General features: G+C 68.6%; 13 protein-coding genes. 9 read left to right on the top strand and 4 right to left on the bottom strand.

Annotated features, from left to right (window positions below; genetic code table 11):
- Window positions 1–28: 28 nt before the first annotated feature.
- Window positions 29–1,588, top strand: coding sequence for an alkaline phosphatase family protein (locus tag ACYVDN_RS07900; RefSeq protein ID WP_460570127.1), 1,560 nt, complete (start codon window positions 29–31; stop codon window positions 1,586–1,588).
- 16 nt (window positions 1,589–1,604) lie between these two features.
- Here the strand turns inward: ACYVDN_RS07900 and ACYVDN_RS07895 are convergent, their stop codons facing one another.
- Together ACYVDN_RS07895 and ACYVDN_RS07890 are read right to left on the bottom strand one after the other, a co-directional pair.
- Entirely contained in the window at window positions 1,605–3,065 is a 1,461-nt protein-coding gene (locus ACYVDN_RS07895) for a four-carbon acid sugar kinase family protein (protein WP_460570125.1), read from the bottom strand.
- A 4-nt stretch (window positions 3,066–3,069) separates the two neighbouring features.
- Window positions 3,070–4,392, bottom strand: coding sequence for a glycoside hydrolase 5 family protein (locus ACYVDN_RS07890; RefSeq protein ID WP_460570123.1), 1,323 nt, complete (start codon window positions 4,390–4,392; stop codon window positions 3,070–3,072).
- Between the two features lie 152 nt (window positions 4,393–4,544).
- Between ACYVDN_RS07890 and ACYVDN_RS07885 the strand changes: the two genes are divergently transcribed.
- The 8 genes from ACYVDN_RS07885 (at window position 4,545) to ACYVDN_RS07850 (ending at window position 12,606) form a co-directional block, all read left to right on the top strand.
- Window positions 4,545–4,787, top strand: a complete 243-nt coding sequence (locus ACYVDN_RS07885; RefSeq protein WP_460570121.1) for a hypothetical protein — start codon at window positions 4,545–4,547, stop codon at window positions 4,785–4,787.
- Complete coding sequence (locus ACYVDN_RS07880) at window positions 4,777–5,295, top strand: Clp protease N-terminal domain-containing protein (RefSeq protein WP_460570119.1); 519 nt, start codon at window positions 4,777–4,779, stop codon at window positions 5,293–5,295. The genes ACYVDN_RS07885 and ACYVDN_RS07880 overlap by 11 nt, the downstream gene beginning before the upstream one ends.
- A gap of 95 nt (window positions 5,296–5,390) precedes the next feature.
- Window positions 5,391–6,413 (top strand): DrrA family ABC transporter ATP-binding protein, encoded by a 1,023-nt coding sequence (locus ACYVDN_RS07875; RefSeq protein ID WP_460570117.1) that lies wholly within the window; start codon window positions 5,391–5,393, stop codon window positions 6,411–6,413.
- Window positions 6,410–7,249, top strand: coding sequence for an ABC transporter permease (locus ACYVDN_RS07870; RefSeq protein ID WP_460570115.1), 840 nt, complete (start codon window positions 6,410–6,412; stop codon window positions 7,247–7,249). The genes ACYVDN_RS07875 and ACYVDN_RS07870 overlap by 4 nt, the downstream gene beginning before the upstream one ends.
- 36 nt (window positions 7,250–7,285) lie before the next feature.
- Entirely contained in the window at window positions 7,286–7,804 is a 519-nt protein-coding gene (locus tag ACYVDN_RS07865; RefSeq protein WP_460570113.1) for a PH domain-containing protein, read from the top strand.
- The gene (locus tag ACYVDN_RS07860) at window positions 7,801–9,414 is read left to right on the top strand and encodes a PH domain-containing protein (RefSeq protein WP_460570111.1); all 1,614 of its coding nucleotides are present in this window, start codon (window positions 7,801–7,803) and stop codon (window positions 9,412–9,414) included. Before ACYVDN_RS07865 ends, ACYVDN_RS07860 begins: the two co-directional genes overlap by 4 nt.
- A 75-nt stretch (window positions 9,415–9,489) precedes the next feature.
- A complete protein-coding gene (locus ACYVDN_RS07855; RefSeq protein WP_460570109.1) occupies window positions 9,490–10,890 on the top strand; it encodes an LLM class oxidoreductase in 1,401 nt (466 codons plus the stop codon).
- Between the two features lie 123 nt (window positions 10,891–11,013).
- Complete coding sequence (locus ACYVDN_RS07850) at window positions 11,014–12,606, top strand: MFS transporter (protein ID WP_460570107.1); 1,593 nt, start codon at window positions 11,014–11,016, stop codon at window positions 12,604–12,606.
- A gap of 29 nt (window positions 12,607–12,635) precedes the next feature.
- Here the strand turns inward: ACYVDN_RS07850 and ACYVDN_RS07845 are convergent, their stop codons facing one another.
- Together ACYVDN_RS07845 and ACYVDN_RS07840 are read right to left on the bottom strand one after the other, a co-directional pair.
- Window positions 12,636–15,935, bottom strand: a complete 3,300-nt coding sequence (locus ACYVDN_RS07845; protein ID WP_460570105.1) for an ATP-binding protein — start codon at window positions 15,933–15,935, stop codon at window positions 12,636–12,638.
- Window positions 15,936–16,007: 72 nt separating this feature from the next.
- Window positions 16,008–16,223 (bottom strand): hypothetical protein, encoded by a 216-nt coding sequence (locus tag ACYVDN_RS07840; RefSeq protein ID WP_460570103.1) that lies wholly within the window; start codon window positions 16,221–16,223, stop codon window positions 16,008–16,010.
- Between the last annotated feature and the right edge of the window lie 3 nt (window positions 16,224–16,226).

Raw genomic sequence — 16,226 nt, 5'->3', positions numbered from 1 at the left:
CCCGCTCCCCTGAGAGAAAGGCATGCTCATGCGCTCGCCCGACCGCAGCCAAGCACTCGATCACGTCGTGGTCGTGATGTTCGAGAATCGCTCCTTCGACAACCTGCTGGGGAGGCTCTACGAGCCCGGTGAAGTCGACTCGTTCGAGGGGGTGATCGGCCGAGACCTCTCCAATCCGATTCCCGAGTGGGCCGAAGATGGCGCCGAGCGCGGATCCGTCCCGTATGGGATCGCGGCGACGATGGACACCCCGAACCCGGATCCGGGTGAGGAGTATCAACACGTCAACACGCAGCTCTTCGGCCTGATCGATCCGCCGGACAACCGAGAGGTGCTGGCGGAACGGATGACCGCGCCGTACAACCTGCCCTCCGGCACGCTGCCCACGCCGTCGATGGACGGGTTCGTCATCGACTACATCAGCGCCTTCACGGCGGAGAACGGCAGACAGCCCACCTACGAGCAGTACGCGCAGATCATGCAGGGCTACACCCCGGAGCAGATGCCCGTCTTGTCGACGCTCGCACGAGGCTTCGCAACGTTCGACCACTGGTTCGCCGAGGTGCCGTCGCAGACGTTCACGAACAGGTCGTTCTTCAACGCGGCGTCGGCCTCCGGACTGGTCGTCAACTCGCCGTACAGCAGCTTTCCCGGCAGCAACACGGCCGAGACGATCTTCGAACGACTCGAGTCCAAGGGGCTCACCTGGAAGGTCTACGTCGATCCCGGCAACCCCGTCTCCTTCACGGCGCTCATCCACGCGGCCCGCCTCAAGAATCGCTTCGCGACCAACTTCGTCACGACCGATCAGTTCTACGAGGATGCCGCGAACGGCACTCTGCCCACGTACTCCTTCATCGAGCCGAACCTGCTGCACGGCCACAACGACATGCACCCGCCGTTCGCAGCGCTCATCCCCGGCCTCGTCGTCGACGCACCGTCATCCCTGCTGGGCGGAGAGGCACTGCTGGCGAAGGTCTACAACGCCGTGCGCGACTCGTCGGGCGACGAAGGCTCCAACTGGTCCAACACCCTGCTGATGGTCGTGTTCGACGAACACGGGGGCACCTACGATCATGTACCGCCGCCCGCCGCGCCGATCCCCGACCAGGATGCCGGACCAGGGCAGTTCGGATTCGCGTTCGACCGCATGGGAGTCAGGCTTCCTGCGATCGCGATCTCGCCGTGGATCGACGAGCGAACGGTGATCAACGGATTCCACCAGCACACCTCGGTGATCCGCACGCTGCGCGAGCGCTGGGACCTCGGCGCACCCCTCACGGCGCGTGATGGGAACGCACCGGACCTGCGACCGATCTTCACCCGAGACCGCCCCCGACGGCCGGAGGATTGGCCGCGCGTGCTGCCGCAGCCGGTTCCGGACTTCGACGAAGCCATGCTTCCCCCTGATCTGCCGCTCTCTCCGCTCGCAAAGGCATATGTCGGTGGGGCCGACACGCTGATCCACGGACTTGATCCCGACGCACCGAAGATCGGCAACCTCAGCCATCTGAGCGGTGCGGAGGCCATCGCCAGGCTCCGCGAAGCCCTCGCGTACATCTTTCCCTTGCTCGCCCGAGACCGATGACGACGAGCCTCGAGGCTCAATCCAGCTCGCGCGCTCGCTCCCAGTCGTCGACCACCGTCGCGAGGCTCGTGTCGTCGCCCACGTTGCCGGCGAAGACTACGTAGGGGAGCCCGGTCGCGGGGCCGGAGGCCGCCTGCCAGACCGACACGATGCCTGGCAGCATCGAGCCAACGACTCGGGCGCGGGAGATGCCGAGCGCGTCGGTCGCGATATCCGACGAGGTGATGCCGCCCTTGGCGATCACGTAGGCGGGACGGCGCTCGTCGACGACCCTGCGCACCGTCTCGGTCAGCGCTGCGCTCACCCGACGGGAGAGGTCGAGGCTCGTTGCGGCATCCGCGCCCCTGCGCAGGCCTCGCGAGGTGCTGATCATGGTGACGCAGTCGTCGAGCCTCGCGGCCGCGAGGGAGGCGATCTCCGTGATGTGCGCCTGCGCGTCGTCGCCCAGAATCCGCTCGACATCGAGCTCGATGGCGTGCACCTCACGGGACGCCGTGAGGGCTGCGAGCTGCCTGTTCGAGAGGTCGACGTGGGATCCGACCGCGACGAGTCCGTGTCGAGCGACGGTCGCGGAACCGCCTGCCGTCTTGAGAAGGTGCGCGAGCTCGAGGTCGTCGAGCGGTGGCTGCGATTCCTGGCCGAGCCTGGCGCGCACGAACGACGGTCCTACGCGGTAGACGATGCGGATGCCGGAGGATTCGGCATCGAGCGCCGACAGGACCGCCGACCGCAGGTCGTCATCCGTGACGGCGTCGATCACGACGACGGCTCCTCCACGGGATGCACGCAACACCGATGCCAGCGGCGCCCCGGCAGACCGGATCGCGTCCAGCCCCACGACGGTCACCGCGTCGGCTGCGATACGGCCGTCGCTCTTCTCGGCGACCCACTCCGGCAGCCACGATGAGCGGTAGCCGAACGTCGCGTCGCGGGCGAACTCGCTGTCGCCCACCGGGTGCAGGCCCTCGGCGTCGCGAAGCCAGTGCGTGCCGTTCAGGGTGATGCGCCCGGCGTCGAGGTAGGCAGGGGCGAGGAGCACGGCATCGACGGGCGTGCCCGTGCCGGCCGAGATCTCGGAGAGCACGTCGGTCTCGAGCGGGAAGTGCCCGCGCAGGGTCGAGTCCCCGCGGCTCGCGAAAGCGATGTCGATGCCGCGTCGCCGGGCGGCCGCGTAGCAGGCGGTCGCGACCTCGCGGTTGCGCTCGGCGGCGTCGCCCTCGCCGAGGCTCCGCGTGTTGGTCAGGATGAAGAACCCGGCGCCGCCCTGGTCGAGCGCCCACTCGACATCCTCTGCGCGCCACGAGGTGAGCACGGGTACGTCGCGCACGGTCTGGGTGCCGGTGGGGTCGTCGTCCAGCACGATCAGCCTGCGGGCGCCGCTGAGGCGGGCACGTACGTCCTCCGCGGAGACGGACAGCGGATCGGGAAGATGCTCGGCCCAGGCCGGACCCCGCTCGGTGGGAATGTCGTCGCGCATGGGCTCAGCCGACCTCGGTGTTGACGGACGCGTAGCGACCGACGGCGGACGATGAGAGGTCGGGATGCACGAGCTCGGTGATCCCGCGCGCGGCGAGTGCAGCCGCATCTGCGGCATCCGTCGAGGTGACGAACGCCGGGTCGGCCCCCGACTCGCACAGGTCGACCCAGGTCTGGAAGATCGCCCCGCCGGGGCTCATCGCGGTGCGGCTCACCGGGACCCCCGCCTCGTCGACGTCGACGACGATGCCTGTCGACCGCGTCGCGAACGCCGGACGGCTCTCGCGCAGCTCTGCCGCGACCTCGGCGAACCGGCGCCCGATCGCCTTCACGCGGTGCTGCTGGTCGATCAGTCCGAGCGAGTACTCGAGCTCGGGGAAGTCGGCGAGTCCGCGGCCGACGTCGTGGGAGCACCACCACGTCACTCCCCAGAGGTCGGCGCATCGGGCGACCGCACGCACGGTTGCCTCGAGGAAGTCCGGCGTCTCCTCGTCGCGCAGACAGTTGGACGGCGCACCGACCTCCTGCAGCCAGATCGGATGCCCGGGCGAGGCGCCGGGGGAGGACTGGAACGCACGTGACAGCTCGACCAGGTACTCGGCGTGACGGTCGGATGCCGTCGAGCGTCCGCCGTAGCGCTGGGCCGTGCCGTTGAAGATCCACGAGTGCACGGTGGTCAGCGCGCCGAGACGGCTGGCGTGCTCCGGGGTGAACGGATGGTCGTCGAGGTACCAGACCGCGTCGTACTCGCTGTGCACGTGCTGCGCGGCGGGGGCGGCCTCGCGCGCGGCGCCCAGCAGCGTCTCGAGCCATCGTGCGGCATCCTGCTGCGTCGCCGGCCATGGCGAGGGGTGCGGGCGGTCGGAGAACTGGTTCACCTCGTTGCCGAGGGTGAGGCCGAGGAAGTTCGGCGCATCGGCCAGCCGAGCGCCGAGGGCGCGCACGAGATCGGCCTCTGCCGCGACGACCTCGGGGTCGGTGAACATGTTGCGGTCGTGCCAGGTGAAGAGCCACGACGGAATGAAGTCGAAGCTCGACAGATGCCCCTGGATGACGTCGACATTCGCATCGAGGCCGAACTCCGCGGCGATGTCGACGACGGCGCGCACATCGTCGAGCGCGGCCTGGCGGATCAACGTGCGGTTGGGCTGCAGGAGAGTCCAGAGCGGGAAGAGGCGCACGTGGTCGAGTCCCAGCTCGGCGATGTCGGCGAAGTCGCGCCGCACGTCGTCGGGGTTCAGCGACAGCCAGGAGTGCATCCAGTCGTGCGACGGCGTGTAGTTGACGCCGAAGCGCAGGGGAGCCGGGACGTTCGCTGTGCGGGGCATGGCTTAACGCTACTGAGAGCGGGATGACCCGGCGAACGCGCTGCGCGGAAGAACCGCTCGCGCGATAAGCAACACGGGTTGCTTCCTGACGATATCCTGAAATTAGGCAACTTGAGTTGACTACATTGGATGAGCAACCTAGGTTGCTTAATGTGAATCCAGTACGCATACCATCGCCAGTCGGCGGCGCAGCCGATCGGCTCGCCGCTGTCGTCGCCCTGCGCGACCTCGCGGACCGCCTCGAAGACGCCGCCGTGGAGAACGCTCTGCGCGACGGCTGGAGCTGGGGTCAGGTCGCCGAGGCGCTCGGCGTCACCCGGCAGGCCGTGCACAAGAAGCACCTCAAGCGTCTCGACGACGCGGACATCGACCTGAGGAGGCGTCGTGGACGTTGATGTCGATCGCATTCCGCAGCCGCTGCGTCCCGTCGTCGCCGCGGCGGTGGAGGAGGCTGCTCGCCGCAGCTCGTCCGAGGTCGGGCCGGAACACCTCTTGCTCGCACTCGCACGCCTCGAGGACAGCCCGGCGGCAGCCATCCTCGCCGACGCCGGTCTGTCTCACGCTGCGCTGGATGCGGCGCTGGATGAGGAACGCACGCGGGCGCTCGCGGTGTTGGGCATCCACGACCTGGATCCCGAGCTCCTCGCCGCGACTGCCGACCTTCGCCGCCCGTCATGGGCGTCGTCGACCAGGGAGGCGCTGCGACGTTCCCAAGGGGCCGGCGCCCGTGGCCGTCGCCGTCGCACCTTCGACCTCGACGTGCTCTACGGCATCGTCACCGCGAACGTCGGCACCGTCCCTCGCGCGCTCGAGTACGCGGGCGTCGACCGGGATGCCCTGATCGGAAGGGTCGAACGCGAGCGACTGGCGGCGGAGCGCGACCTGCCGCGGGGTTCTCGCTGACCGCGCCTGTAAGCGCCGTGTAAGCAGCACGAAAGTGCCTGCTCGCATCCTGATCAACGACTTCACACGCAATCGCATACGAAGGGATTTCAGTCATGAACGCACAACGGCACAACGCCGGCGCGGTCGCGGACTGGGCCATCGAGGCCCACGGTCTCGTCAAGACGTTCGGCAGCAACCGGGCGGTCGACGGCGTCGACCTGCTCGTGCGACCCGGCAGCGTCTACGGCGTGCTCGGCCCGAACGGCGCAGGCAAGACCACCACCATCAACATGCTCGCCACCCTGCTCAAGCCCGATGCGGGCAGCGCTGCGGTGTTCGGCCACGACGTCATGAAGGAGGCGCAGATCGTGCGCCAGCTCATCGGCGTCACCGGGCAGTTCGCCTCCGTCGACGAGACGCTCTCGGCCACCGAGAACCTGGTCATCTTCTCGCGGCTGCTCGGTCTCGGCCGTGCCCAGTCCAAGGCGAAGGCTGAAGAGCTGCTCGAACGCTTCGGACTGACGGATGCCGCGAAGCGTCCACTCAAGAAGTTCTCCGGCGGTATGCGCCGTCGCCTCGATCTCGCGGCGTCGCTCATCGCGCAGCCTCCGCTGATCTTCCTCGACGAGCCCACGACGGGTCTCGACCCGCGCACCCGCGGTCAGATGTGGGACACCATCCGTGAGCTCGTCTCCAGCGGATCGACCATTCTGCTGACCACGCAGTACCTCGACGAAGCGGATCAGCTCGCCGACCGCATCGCGGTGATCGACCGCGGACGCGTGGTGGCCGAGGGCACAGCCGACGAGCTGAAGGCATCCGTCGGAACCTCCGCCCTGCAGCTTCGGATCGAAGATCCTGCAGACACGGATGACGCACTTCGCGCCATCGAGCAGGTGCTCGGCGTGCGGGGAACGCTCTCGCCAGAGGCAGCTCGCATCACGGCCCCGATGGCCGACCCCGACCGCGTCACCGACCTGCTCGTGACGTTCCGCGAGGCCGGCATCCACCTCACGGAGATGAGCGTGCAGAAGCCGAGTCTCGACGAGGTCTTCCTCACCATCACCGGCCACGACGCGGCCGATCAGAACGAGTCGACGCCGGACGCCGACGAGAAGGAAAAGGTGAACGCATGAGCACCATCACTCAGCCGGCTGGGACGCGATCACGCATCACGCCGCCGTCGGAACGCAAGCTCAAGAACTACACCAGCCTCGCCCAGACCGTGCGCAACACGTTCACGATGGCGTATCGCGGCCTCGTCAAGATCCGTCGCACGCCGGAACAGCTCGTCGACGTCACGGTGCAGCCGATCATCTTCACGCTGATGTTCGCCTACCTGTTCGGTGGCGCGATCGCCGGGAACGTGCAGAACTACCTGCCGACGCTCATCCCCGGCATCCTCGTGCAGACAGTCATCACCACCTCCGTCGTCACAGGCGTGCAACTTCGCGAAGACATGGACAAGGGCGTGTTCGACAGGTTCCGCTCCTTGCCGATCGCCCGTATCGCCCCGCTGTCCGGAGCGCTCCTGGCCGACACCGTGCGGTATGCGATCGCCACGACCGTCACGTTCGTCGTCGGCTACATCATCGGCTACCACCCGGCGGGCGGCATCGGACCTGTGGTGCTCTCCGGCCTGTTGGTCATCGCATGCTCGTGGGCGATCAGCTGGATCTTCGCCTTCTTCGGCGTGATCGCACGAACGGCATCCAGCGTTCAGGGCATCTCGATGCTCATCCTGTTCCCCTTGACGTTCCTCTCGAACGCGTACGTGCCGGTGAACAGCCTGCCTCCGGTCCTCCAGTGGTTCGTGAACGTGAACCCGATCTCGCATCTCGTCACCGCGGTGCGCGATCTCGCTAACAATGGGACTGTCGGCTCCGATCTGTGGATCTCACTGCTCGGGGCAGCCATCATCGTGGCGGTCTTCGCGCCGCTCACGGTGCGCGCGTACATGCGCAAGGCGTAGAACGTCGACATCAGCGTTCAACAAAGGAGCGACATCATGACCTCCGCCGAGCCGGCAGGGCGCATCTCGCGGATCATCCACGACCCTGTCGGCCGCCCGAGCACCCGCGCGGTGGCGTTCTGGACCTGGAACGCCATCGTCGGGTGGGTCGTGTTCGTGTGCCTCCAGCTGGTGTGGATGCTCATCGCGAACGCCTGGACCGCGCCTCTGCACCTCGCCGGTCTCGCGCTGACATTCGTGGTGGCGGTCGTGCACGTCTCGATCATGCCGAAGTGGCGCTATCGGGTTCACCGCTGGGAGATCACGGATGACGCCGTCTTCGTTCGCAGCGGATGGCTGACCCAGGAAACCCGCGTCGCGCCGATCGCGAGGCTGCAGACGGTCGACACGCGGCGCGGGTTCCTTCACCGCATCTACGGACTCACCACCGTCACCGTCACCACCGCGTCGTCGGCCGGGGCTCTCAGCATCCACGCGCTCGACGACGCGGTGGCGCGCGACGTCGTCGCCACCCTCGCGGCCGTCGCCCAGCAGACCAAGGGCGATGCGACGTGAGCGACCCGCTGGCCGCCGAGCCGGCCGAACCGGAGACGGCGGGGCCGGAGAACGCGGCGCCGGTCGAGGGCGCGCATGACGACGACGCGACGCCATGGCGCCGCCTGAACGCCCGCATGCTGCTCGTGCACCCGGTACGCGAGCTCATCAGGTACCTGCCGATCCTGCTGCTCGCCGTTGTGGCGGGCTCGGTCGGCGGTGAACCGTGGTGGACCTACGCGCTGTCCGCCCTCGGCGTCGTGGTGGGCATCCTGCGCTGGGTCACGACGAGCTATCGCATCACGCCGACCCACGTGCAGGTGAGACGGGGGCTTTTGAACCGAAGGATGCTGTCGGTTCCGCGCGAGCGCGTTCGCTCGGTCGACGTCGATGCCACCCTCCTGCACCGCATGGTCGGCCTCGCCGTCGTGAAGGTGGGCACCAGTGCCTCGCACGGACAGGACGGCCTCGACTTCGACGGGATCGCCGCAGGTGATGTGCCGGCTCTGCGTTCGGAACTGCTGCGGGCGCTGGAGCTAGGAGGGGAGGCCATTTCTGGCCTCCCCCGCGACGCCAGCGCCGACCGCCGTCTCGGCGGTCGGGTGATCGCGGACGACGAAGGCCCGGCTGAGGCGGCCGGGCGGAATTTCAGCGGGTGGCGCTGGTCGTGGGCACGATACGCCCCGTTCACACTCACCGGGGTGGCATCCCTCTTCGTCGCAGCGTTCTTCGTGCTCGAGCTGCAGTTCTTCGATGGCGGCCTGCTGCTGAGGCTGCAGGTCGTGCGCGACTCGATCCACACCGTGTCGCGCATCCCGCTTCTCGAGGCGATCATCGGCGGTGCCTTCGTGCTCGTCGTCGCCGCGTCGATCATCGCCCTGGTGCGCTACGTGCTGGCGTTCAGCGGCTTCGCGATCTGGCGGTCGGATGCCACGACGCTGCACGTCAGCCACGGTTTGCTGCGCACGCGCCAGGTCACACTCGACGAGCGGCGCCTTCGGGGCGTCAGCCTGGGGGAGCCGCTGTCGCTGAGGGCGGTGCGCGGGGCGTCTGCTCACGCGATCATGACAGGGCTCGGCCGAGAGCGCGCCGGTATCATGGTGATCGAACCGGCCGGACCGCGCGACGACGCGATGCGCGTCGCAACGGCTGTGCTGGGCGACGAGACTCCGCTCACGTGCGAGCTCACCCCGCACGGGCCGCGCGCACACCGCAGGCGATACACGCGTGCGACGACCGGCGTCGTGCTGATCGCCGTGATCGCCCTCGTGTTGCAGCTGCTCGGCTACGTCGGCCCGCTCGTCTGGATCGCGTTCGCCCTGATCGTCCCTGCCGCGATGCTGCTGGCCGAGGACAGGTGGCGCGGGCTCGGGCACGGGCTGATGCCCGGGCTGCTCATCGCTCGATCCGGGTCGTTGAGCCGCAAACGCGTCGTGCTCGAGACCTCGGGAATCATCGGCTTCACCGTGCGGCGCTCCCTGTTCCAGCGTCGCGCAGGGCTGGCGACACTCATCGCGACGACCGCCGCAGGGCGGCACAGGTACTCGATCCCGGATGTGCCGATCGAGACCGCGTGGAGCATCGTCGACGAGGTGATGGTGCGCGAGCCGGTCCCTGCGCAGCGGGCCTGATCGGCACGCGGTCCTGACACGCACATCCGGCACTGCGTGCAGGATGGAGGGCGAACCTTCGACAGCAGGAGTCGCATGCCCGAGCCGAGACAGCTCTTCGTCAACCTCTTCGAGATGGCCTGCGTGAGCCACATCACGCACGGTCTCTGGCCGCTGCCCGGCAACAACCGGGAGCGCTTCGCCGACCTCGACTACTGGCTGGAGCTGGCTCAGCTGGCAGAGCACGGCGGATTCGACGGCATCTTCCTCGCCGACGTGGTCGGTGCGTACGACGTCTTCCGCGACGGGCCGGAGACGGCTCTGCGCGAGGGACTGCAGATCCCCAATCTCGACCCGCTGCTGCTCATTCCCGCCATGGCGGCGGTCACCGAGCGACTCGGCTTCGGCGTCACGTTCTCGACCAGCTACGAGCCGCCGTTCGCGTTCGCCAGGCGCATGTCGACTCTCGACCACCTGACGAAAGGCCGCGTCGGCTGGAACGTCGTCACGTCGTACCTGCCGAACGCCGCCCGCAACTTCGGCCTCGAGGGCGAGATCCCGCACGACGACCGCTACCGCTACGCCGACGAGTACCTCGACGTGCTCTACAAGCTGTGGGAGGGATCGTGGGATGACGGCGCCGTCGTCGCCGATCGCGAGGCCAAGGTCTTCAGCGATCCGACGAAGGTGCGGTACATCGACCACGTGGGGGAGCGGTACCGCGTCGCCGGACCCCACCTCGTGCATCCCTCGCTGCAGCGCACGCCCGTGCTCTTCCAGGCGACCGGGTCGCCCGCCGGCATCGAGTTCGCGGGCAAGCACGCCGAGGTCGTCTTCACGGGCGGACGCACCAGTGCGGACTTCCGTCGGAACGCCGACGGGATGAGGGCGGCAGCCGTGCGCAACGGACGAACGGATGACGCGGTGAAGTTCATCGCGATGGCGGGCGTCATCGTCGGTCGCACGCAGGAGGAGGCCGAGGACAAGTGGCGGCTGTACCGCGAGAACGCCAGCCTCGACGGCATTCTCGCGCACAGCAGCCTGCCGGTGGATCTCACGGCGTTCCCGCGTGACATCACGGTCGCAGAGGCGCTGGAGCGCGCCGCGTTCCCCGCTGAGAAGGTGCCGTTCCTGCCCATGGACAAGACGGTGGGCGAAGCGCTGGACTTCATCGCGGGCAACCGCAACGACCGCTTCCTGGTGGTCGGCGACGTGAAAACGGTCGCGGACGAGATCGAGCGCTGGCTCGACGAGGACGGACTCGACGGCATCAACCTTCGCCAGTACCACACGTTCGACACGGCGCGGGATTTCGCCGAGCTGGTCATCCCTGAGCTGCGGCGTCGAGGACGGATGCCCGCAGAGGGCGAGCGCAGCGGCACGTTGCGCGAACGGCTGTTCGGCCCGGGGAACGCGCGACTGCCCGAGTCGCACTTCGGCGCCCGCTACCGCGGCGGCGCCCACCTGCACGACCGGGCAATGGATACGACCGCCTAGCGCTCCCACCGGCGATCAGCGGAAACTCGCTCCGGTTCACTGAAAATGGGTGGTGTCGGGGCAACCTCCCCCTGCCATACTGACACCGCGCGAAAGTGCCGCGCATGCAAGGGGGAGCCTTCCATGACGACCACGACGGACGCGCCGGCGAAAGCCGGCGGCATTCTGGCGACACTCATCCTCGTGGCCGCGGTGGCCAACCTGCCGCTCTCGGTCGCCAACGTCGCCCTCCCCGACATCGGCAAGTCCTTCGACGCCTCGCAGACCGAGCTCAACCTCGTCGCCGTCGGCTACTCGCTGGGACTCGCGGCATCAGTGCTCTGGCTCGGAGCAGTCGGCGACCGCTACGGACGCAAGATGATGCTGCTGATCGGCGTGCTGCTGTCGCTGCCCGCGTGCCTGCTGGCGGCGTTCGCGTGGAACGTCGACGTGCTCATCGTCGCTCGCATCATCGGCGGGCTCGCAGCCGGCATGGCATACCCGACGACGCTGGCGCTCATCACCGCACTCTGGTCGGGGGCGAAGCGCACCAGGTCGATCGCGCTGTGGTCCGCCACCGGTGGCGCGATCTCCGCGCTCGGACCGTTGCTGTCGGGCATCCTGCTCGAGTTCTTCCACTGGGGATCGGTGTTCCTCGTGACGCTTCCCCTGATCGTCGTCGCGGTTCCGCTCATCATCAGACTGGTGCCGAGCCATGTGAACGAGTCCAGCGACCGGGTCGACAACCTCGGCGGCATCCTCTCCGTGCTCGTGGTCGGCGGCATCATCCTTGCCATCAACTTCGCGGCCGTGCCGGACTCCGGCACGCTCGTGCTCGGCCTGACCATCATCGGCGTCGCCGCCCTGATCGCCTTCGTCATCCGCCAGCGCCTCGCGAAGAACCCGCTGTACGACCTCAAGGTGGCGGCGCGGCCGATCTTCTGGGTCGCCGCGTGCGCCGGCATCATCGTGTTCGGCTCCCTGATGGGCGCGATGTTCGTCGGTCAGCAGTACCTGCAGAACGTGCTCGGCTACTCGACGCTCGAGTCGGGCTTCGCCATCCTGCCCGCCGCGATCTTCATGGTTCTGCTCGCGCCGCGCTCCGCGAAGCTCGTCGAGGCCCGAGGCGCGCGCTTCACTCTGCTGCTCGGGTACACGGCGGTGCTGCTCGGCTTCCTCACGATGCTGATCCTCTGGACGTCGAACGTCGGCTACTGGGCCGTGGGACTCGGCTACGCGTTCGTCGGTGCGGGGGTCGGGCTGGCGGGCACTCCGGCGTCCCGATCGCTCACCGGAGCCGTTCCGGTGCGTCGCGCCGGCATGGCGTCAGGGACCGCCGACCTGCAGCGCGACCTCGGTGGCGCGATCATGCAGTCCATCCTCGGTGCCCTCCTCACTGCCGGATACGCGTCCGCTGCCACCAACCTGATCAGCACCGCCCCGAACAAAGACCAGATCACGTCGTCGGTTCAGGCCCAGCTGACCCAGTCGTTCGCGGGCGCCGAGAACATCGCTCAGCAGTACCCGCAGTACTCGACAGCCATCATCAAGGCCGCGCGCGAGTCGTTCGAGCAGGGACAGGACTGGGCATACCTCGCGGGATGCATCGCCGTGGTCCTCGGCGGTGTTCTGGTGTTCTTCGCGTTCCCGAAGTTCGCGCGTGAGAAAGAACTGCTTGCGAAATACCACGACGAAGACGAGGCGGCCGCCGCGGCAACGGCTGCGACGCAGTCGTAACTCGCCTCGTCAGGTCACGCGATGTCGCGTCAGGCCACGGCGTCGCGCAGCGTGCGGATGACCACGTGCAGTCGCTCCGTGCGTTCGACGAGTGACAAGGCTTCCACCCCTGCCCATGCAGTGTCGAAGTCCAGCGCCACGCCGTCACCCGGCTGAACGCGATCGCCCAGCTCGTCACGATTCCCCAGCTCGTCGGCCGCACGCCGCCAGCTCAGCGACGGGAAGTCCTGCCTGGCGCGGATACCCCGACCGAGTGCCAGTAACTCCATCGCGATGACGCGCTGTGCGTCATCCGCCCCCTCCCGCTCGGGTGCGAGCAGCCAGACGGCGAGCCCGATCGCTGCGATGCCCGTGATCGGCCTGTCGATCATGCCAGCCCTGACCCGGTGGTCGCGCAACAGCCTGCTGCGGATGCGCCGAGCGACGCGGAGGTTGCGCGGATCATTCACGTGCCCAGCGCGCACCGACGCGACGAGCAGTCCGGCACCGGCTCCGTAGTACCACGGGGCAAACCCGCCTGGCGGATCGCCCCACACCTGCTCCGCGATGGCGTAGAGCCGCTCCGACTCGCTCTGGTCGTCCTGCTTGGCGGCGATCTCGGCCAGTCCGGCGTATCCGATCGCTTGAAGGTCGCGCCAGTCGAAGCTCTCGGCGTCGCCCTGAAGCCGTGTCAGCGACTCGAAGGTCGTCCGCGCTGAATCGAGTCGTCCGAGCGAGACCTCGCTGATCGCCTTCAGCCAGTCCAGCTGGCGCAGATCCTCGCTCGCGCTCAACGCGCTGAGGTTGGGGCGGGCCCGCTCGGCCCACTCGAGCGCCTCGGCCGCGTCACCGCGCTCGCTGTGGAACTGGGCCATCGCCTGGGCTGCGGTGCCGACGGTCCAGGCATCCTGTGCGAGCTCGGCCTTGGTGTACGCGACCGACGCGAACCTCAGCCCTTCGTCGACCTCGCCCGCGTTCTCGGCGAGCTGCGCAGAGATGAGGTTGGCGAACGACGCGATCGCGGGATCGTCGCTTCGTCGCAGGCGCTCCACGGTCGTGGTGGCTGCGGCGAGATCCGGCATGGTGAGCAGCACGGAGACCATCGCGTCGAGCTGAGGATGCCGGGGCGTTGATCGCTCCCGCAGCTTGCGCACCCTCACCAGGGCCCTGATCCCGCTGTACGTGTCGGAGACGAGGGAGGTTCCGCCGATCAGAGCGAGCGACACCATGGCTGAGTCGATGTGCCGCTCGTCGGGTTCCATCCTGCCGATCAGGTCGAGCACCGCAGGAGCGAACCCCAGCACCTCCGAGTGCGCCCCACGGAGCGTCCAGTGCATGCCGAGAGCGGCATACACGCTCGCTGCGGTGGCGGCGTCGCGCACGGCGATGGCGTCGCGCATCGCGGAAACGAGGTTGTCCTGTTCCTCTTCGACCCGGTGGAACGTCTCCAACTGGTCGGGGCCGTACGTGAGGTCGAGGGCCGTGAGGCCGGCGGCGTCTGCCCACGCTCGGATGCGCGCTGCGACGTCATCCTGTTCGCCCGCCTCGTGAAGCCGCTGGTCGCCGAACTCGCGCACCGTCTCGAGCATGCGGTAGCGCACGCGTCCGGTCAGCCGGCTCTCTGCCGCGGTCAGGAGGGACTGGTTGACCAGGCCTTCGAGATCGGCCTCGGTGTCGTCGGCTCCGGCGACCGCCTCAGCTGCATCGGCGCCGAACCCGTCCACGAAGGGGGAGAGCCTGCGCAGGGTGCGCTGCTCGGAGTCGGTGAGCAGGTTCCAGCTCCAGTCGATGACGGCGAGCAGGGTGCGATGGCGCTCCGGTGCCGCGCGATCGCCGCCGCGCAGCAGCACGAACCTGTTGACGATGCGGCGTTCGATCTCCTCGACCGACATCGTGCGCACCCGTGCAGCGGCGAGCTCGATGGCGAGCGGGAGGCCGTCGAGGCGCTCGCACAGTCGCTCGATCGCATCGACAGGCAGCACGACGGACGGCCGCGCGGCGCGTGCACGCTCCATGAAGAGCGTGACCGCCGGCCCTGGGTGAGTGTCGTCGCCGGCAAGTGAAGCCAGCGGCTCGAGCTGGTAGACCTGCTCCGCCGAGATCATCAGTGGCGAGCGGCTCGTGGCCAGCACACGCACGTCGACGGTCGAGGCGAGGATGTCGGCGATCCACTCTGCTGCCGCGTCGATGAGGTGCTCGCAGTTGTCCATCACGAGAAGCGTCGGCCGCTCGGAGAGTGCGGCGAGGATGCGTCCCCGCACGTCGACCCGTACGGCTGGATCGCTCAGCGAGAGCCGGGTGCCTGTGTACTCCCGAATGCCGAGGGTGGATGCCAGCGCGAGCGGAACGTCGTCGCCGGCGCGCACGCTGGCGAGCTCGACGACGACCACGCCGGGCATCCGTTCGGTGGCGCGCGCAGCGAGCTCTTGCGCGAGACGTGTCTTGCCCAGTCCGCCCGCGCCGAGGATGGTCGTGAGGCGCGATGCACGCATGATCGCCTCGACCGCATCTAAGTCGCGCTCGCGGCCGACCAGCTCGTTGGGTGCTGTGCGCAGACCGATGCGTACGGTGCGCGATGGTGGGGCATCCACGTCGGGCGCTCGCAGCAACTCGGCATTGAACGCGACCAGATCTGCGGAGGGATCGGTGCCGAGCTCGTCGCGCATCCGCTCACGGAATTCGCCGAACTCCCTGATGGCGTCGTTGCGCCTGCCGCCGGCCGCGATCGCGCGCAAGCGGAGCAGCTCGAGGTCTTCGTCCAGCGGGGAGGCTTCGATCAGCGGGCCGAGATCGGAGAGCGCTCCGAAGGTGTCGCCGGTCGTGACGCGGGCGTGGGCCCTCAGTACGGTGAGACTCGAGCGCAGTTCGGCTGCCGCCGACCCGAGCCGTTCGGCGAGCTCGCTCTCGCCGAGGTCGACCCCCGCCTCGCCGCGCCAGAGGGCGAGACCGGCGGATGCCCGGGCATCGGCCCCCTGCGAGTCGCCGCGCTCCAGTGCGGCCCTCGCCGCATCGCGTTCCGCAGTGGCCGCGCCCAGGTCGGTGTGATCTGTCGCGATGCCCAGCGAGTATCCGCCCGGCGTCGACACGATGAGGCCGTCCGCGGCGGTCGCACGCACCCTGGACACCAAGGTCTGGAGTGCGGCCTTCTCGTTGCGGGGCGGGTTGTCCTGCCAGAGGTCGTCGACGATGCCGCGCACCGACAGAGGTCCGCGGGCGAGCACGAGGGCGGCGATGAGCGCCTTCGCCGTCGCTCCGCCGGGCTCGACGGCCTCACCGGACGGCGACTCCACCACGATCGGACCGAGCACCCCCACCCGATGCGCGGTCGTGCGCACGCTCGCCCCGGTCACCGTGCCGAGTCTAGCCACCGTCGTATGCCGCGCCGGCGTCACCGCCCCGCCGTGGCCCGCCCCCTCCCGCCATCACCCCACCCTGGCCATCATCCCGACCAGGGCCGTCATCCCGACCCGGGCCGTCATCCCGACCCGGGCCGTCATCCCGACCCGGGCCGTCATCCCGACCCGGGCCGTCATCCCGACCCGGGCCATCATCCCGACCCGGGCCATCATCCCGACCCGGGCCATCATCCCGACCCGGGCCATCATCCCGACCCGGGCCATCATCCCGACCCGGGCCATCAC

The organism is Humibacter soli (assembly GCF_054779035.1).
Note: the sequence above shows the minus strand (reverse complement) of the source record. Positions and strands in the feature narration are given on the sequence as shown.